2 protein-coding genes are annotated in these 4,664 nt (G+C 49.7%); both read right to left on the bottom strand.

Annotated features, from left to right (window positions below; genetic code table 11):
• Positions 1-3,329 (bottom strand): Ig-like domain-containing protein (locus QUA47_RS30285; protein ID WP_333433542.1); only part of this gene is annotated, 3,329 nt, incomplete at its 3' end.
• 409 nt (positions 3,330-3,738) lie between these two features.
• The coding region (locus QUA47_RS30280; protein WP_445302562.1) for a calcium-binding protein at positions 3,739-4,664 on the bottom strand (926 nt) is incomplete at its 5' end.

Below are 4,664 nucleotides of genomic sequence, written 5' to 3'. Positions count from 1 at the left end.
AATGTAGCGGGAATTGCACCACCTGACCAGTTTACTACCAGATCAGAATTATCTAAACTGCTAACATCAACTCCACTACTATCACTAAAAGTAACTGTCAAGGTCTGACTTGTGCCGCCCGCTGTAGTAATGTTAGAAATTGTACCCAAGCTAGCAGTAGGTGCCGTAAAATTAGCATTACGAACCAGTTGAGTTGCTGCGGTATTGTTATTACTGGCAGTATCCTTAGCAAGAGCCGCAAGTACATCAACTGTGACGGGGCCATCAGCATTCGGGGTGACATCAAAGGTGTAGGTTTTGGCATCGACTGTGACAAAGTTACCGACAGTCGCATTGGTGACGGTAATATCAGTATTATCAAACCCGGTGACATTTTCACTGAATGTTGCTGTGACGCTAAATGCTGCGTTGACTCGGGTTGCTGATGCGGATGTTAAGGCAACTGTTGGTGCGGTAAAATCAGCGGTACGAGTTAACCGAGTGGCCGCCGTATTGTTATTACCCCCAGTATCATTCGCTGTTGCCGCAAGTACATCAACGGTGACATTACCATCAGCATTCGGTGTGACATCAAAGGTGTAAGTTTTGGCATCAACTGTGACAAAGTTACCGACTGTCGCATTGGCGACAGTAATATCAGTATTATCAAACCCGGTGACATCTTCACTGAATGTTGCTGTGACGCTAAATGGTGCGTTTGTGATTGTTGGGGATGCGGATGTTAAGGCAACTGTTGGCGCTGTAGCATCATTCGTGCGAGTCAGTTGCGTGGCGGCGGTATTATTATTGCCAGCAATATCAGTGGCTGTAGCAGCAGGGACATCAACGGTGACAGGGCCATCAGCATTAGGTGTAACGGTAAAATTATAAGTTGTGCCGCTACCTGTGAAATTGCTAATCGTACTGTTAGTAAGATTAACGTCGCTGGCAATAAATCCTGTGACGCTTTCGCTGAATGTTGCTGTGACTAAAAATGCTGCATTTGTGGTTGTTGGGGATGCGGATTTTAAGGCAACTGTTGGCGCGGTGATGTCGGCGCTGCGAGTCAGTTGCGTGGCGGCGGTATTGTTATTGCCAGCAAGATCAGTGGCTGTAGCAGCAGGGACATCAACGGTGACAGGACCATCAGCATTAGGTGTAACGGTAAAATTATAAGTTGTCCCGCTACCTGTGAAATTGCTAAGCGTACTGTTAGTAAGATTAACGTCGCTGGCTATAAATCCTGTGACGCTTTCGCTGAATGTTGCTGTGACTAAAAATGCTGCGTTTGTGGTTGTTGGGGATGCGGATTTTAAGGCAACTGTGGGTACAATGGTGTCAATAACTATGGCTTTACTACCGCCGAGGGAATTGGGTGTGGCGGTAGCGGGGAGGCCTAAGATGGCATCCCCAGTCAAATTATCTTTAATTGTGCCGCCGTTGAGGGTGAGGGCAGTTGTGGCCAGGTATTCTAAGTCACCCGAGGTGTCTGGGGCTTGCACTACATAGTTGAAGGTGAGGGCTGTAGTACCGCTACCGCTGGTATAGGTGGCAAAGCGGTCAGTTGTGCCTGTTTCTAGTAGCAGTTGGGGCGTGCCACCTGTGGTATCTACGTTGACAGCGGCATCGAAGGTGACGGTGATATTGATAGTAGAACCGACACCGTAGCTGCCGTCAGGGTTGGTGGCGGTGACAGCAGTAACTTTCGGGGTAGTGTTGAGCAGGATGGAGACGCTGTTGCTGAAGCCGTTCGCCACAGCTAAGTCAGGTTTCCCGTCGCCGTTGATGTCGTCGATGATGGTGGAGCGGGGGCCATCGCCCGTTGTGAAGTCAACTTTGGTGGCGAAAGTGGGGGTGGTGGCTCCGGGGGCGGTGGTGTTGAGCAGGATGGAGGCGGTGTCGCTGCCGTTGTTCGCCACAGCTAAGTCAGGTTTTCCGTCGTCGTTGACGTCGTCGATGCTGGGGGAGTAGGGGCCATCGCCAGTACCGAAGGTAACTTGGGGGGCGAAATCAGGGGCGGTGGCTCCGGTGGCCGTGGTGTTGAGCAAGATGGAGGCGGTGTCGGTGAAGATGTTCGCCACAGCTAAATCAGGTTTCCCGTCGCCGTTGAGGTCGCCGCTGCTGACAGCCAAGGGCTTAGTGCCACTAGGGAAGTCAACTTTGGAGGCGAAGGCGGGGGTCGTAGCTCCTGCGTCGGTAGTGTTCAGCAGGATGGAGACGCTGTCGTTGTCTCTGTTTGCTGCAGCTAAGTCAAATTTGCTGTCGCCGTTGAAGTCGCCGACGCTGACGGAATAGGGGATTGCGCCAGTACGGAAGTCAACTCGGGGGGCGAAGGTGGGGGTGGTAGCATTTGCGGTGGTAGTGTTCAAAAGGATAGAGACGGTGCTGCTGCTAGTGTTGGCGACAGCTAAATCTGGTAAATTGTCCCCGTTGAAGTCTTTGCTCTCGACGGATAAGGGCTGAGCGCTTGTACTGAAGTTAACATTACTGGCGAAGGTGGCGGCGGTGGCCCCTGCGGTGGTAGTGTTCAAAAGGATAGAGACGGTGTTGCTATTGGAGTTCGTCACAGCTAAGTCAGGTTGACCGTCGCCGTTGAAGTCATCGATGCTGAGATCCCAGGGTTTAACGCCACCACTAGAGAAGTCAACTTTGGAAGCGAAGGTGGGTGTGGTGGCTCCTGTGGGGGTGGTGTTGAGCAGGATGGAGACGCTGTTGTCGCTGTAGTTCACCGTTGCTAAGTCAAGTTTTCCGTCGCCGTTGAAGTTGCCGGTGCTGACGAAGAGGGGGTAACGGCCAGTTGATAAGTCAACTTTGGGGGCGAAGCCTAGTAAACCGCTGTAGGTTTTGAGGGTGGTTTCTGTGACGGCAAGTTTGGGTCTGTGAGGGGATGGGGGGATGAGTTGGGGGATGTCCCAGGTGCCTCCTCGTTCGCTGTTGCCTGTGGTATTAGTGTTGGCGGCGATGTTGGCGCCTGTGAGTTGGTGCAGTTGAGTGAGGAATGCGTAACCTGCGTGCCCGGCTGCTACGTTACACCCGTAGAGGAGAATATCGGCACGGGGAATTAATGCTTTGCGCCACTGTTTGAGTCCAGGGCCGAAGCTTTTTATGTTGCTGCTGTTGAGTGTATTTGTACCGAGATGTACGGAACCTGGAGAGCCGTGAGAGATAATGTGGATTGCTTCTATATTTTGTTCAATTGCTAACCTTTCGGTGATTTGCTCAATGCCATCGAGCGTTTCATCTAGGATAATTACTTCCGCATTTGGGGAAACGCCGTTAATTAAACTCTGGTAATCTTCAACATTTGAGTCGATAAAAATTAGTTGTGAAGCATTTTTTTGTGGTGTCATTTGTAGCCTCTTACTTTTTCAAGCGGTAAGCCGAATAAAAAATATTTATTGCTCATTAAAAACCTCTCTAATGGGGCTTCTGGTGTGACTCGACTCCTGAGTTGGCTATTGAGCGCGCACCGCCATCTGCCAGTTCGTAAGTTCTGTCTTTCCTGGCAGTCATTTTTGTAGTCCAGTTTTCTTGATTATCGCCCGCTCTCCTTACCAGAAAACTCCAATTACTATTTTCTTGCTCCCAGCTTCATTTCATACCATTTGTAACATTTTTATCTGACCGCAGCTAACTAATATTCAATCATTTCCAACACTTAGGCACTCACGCCCGTTGGGTTGGGTGGCACAATTTGCCTCTGCAGCTTTTATGGGTAGATTGTTGGTGGGATGCAAAATATATCGGCATCCCCGAAAGCTACACCACGAAATTTACTAGCTCAACTATACTGCTGGCAGTAACTCCTTTCAATATAGCTAAATATTCCCCTGTTACCTGATACTGAATGATAGTATCGTTCACAAAAGCGCCTGTTCCTTGATAAATATTTAACTGGTTAAAAGCCAGGGGGCTAATTAAATCAATTTTGTCTCGATCTAGGGTAAAATCAGTAATCACATCAGCAGCGGAAGCGTCAGTTCCACCAGTGCCGATCGCGAGGGCAAACACATCATTGCCCAACCCGCCGGTGAGAGTGTCGGCACCGATTTCTCCAAAAAAGTAATCATTGCCCCCGTCGCCAAACACGATATCGTCGCCATCGCCACTTTCAATGCGATCGTTTCCCTTACCGCCGTAAATCAAGTCAATACCGCCGTCACCCCGAATAAATTCAATGCCTTGGCCGCCAAAAATAATGTCATTGCCATCGCCGCCGCTAATACCATCATCCCCTTTTTGTCCGTAAAGCAAGTCATCCCCTGCTTTGCCATGAATATAGTCATTGCCGGGGCGTGCGTGGATAATGTCGTTTAATGCCGATCCTGTGACGCGATCGTCCCGATCTGTCAAACCAATTACTGACTTGTTCAACAAGGTTTTGACATCGCCTAAGTTATCGTTATCGCTGATATTGACTGTGAGAGGGGCGACGAGATTATTATACAATGTGTCAGTGCTGGTAGTGGCGTGGTTAATTGGGCTGACCCGATCGCCCTCAACAAGAGCATCGTCAACAGCAGTCACCGTTACCGTTTGAGGGAGATTCCAATTGACGGGAGTAAAAGTAAGGGCCCTTTGGCTAAGTGTAACTTGGGTTTCAGGGGCAATGGCGACGGTGACATTAGCAGTTGGCTGAGTATTTAGTCGCACTTTGTATATATCGCTGCCCAAGCTTTCGAGTA

The sequence above is a fragment of the Microcoleus sp. MON2_D5 genome, from assembly GCF_036701905.1.
Taxonomy (GTDB): domain Bacteria; phylum Cyanobacteriota; class Cyanobacteriia; order Cyanobacteriales; family Microcoleaceae; genus Microcoleus.
This window is presented reverse-complemented; position numbering and strand designations above follow the sequence as displayed.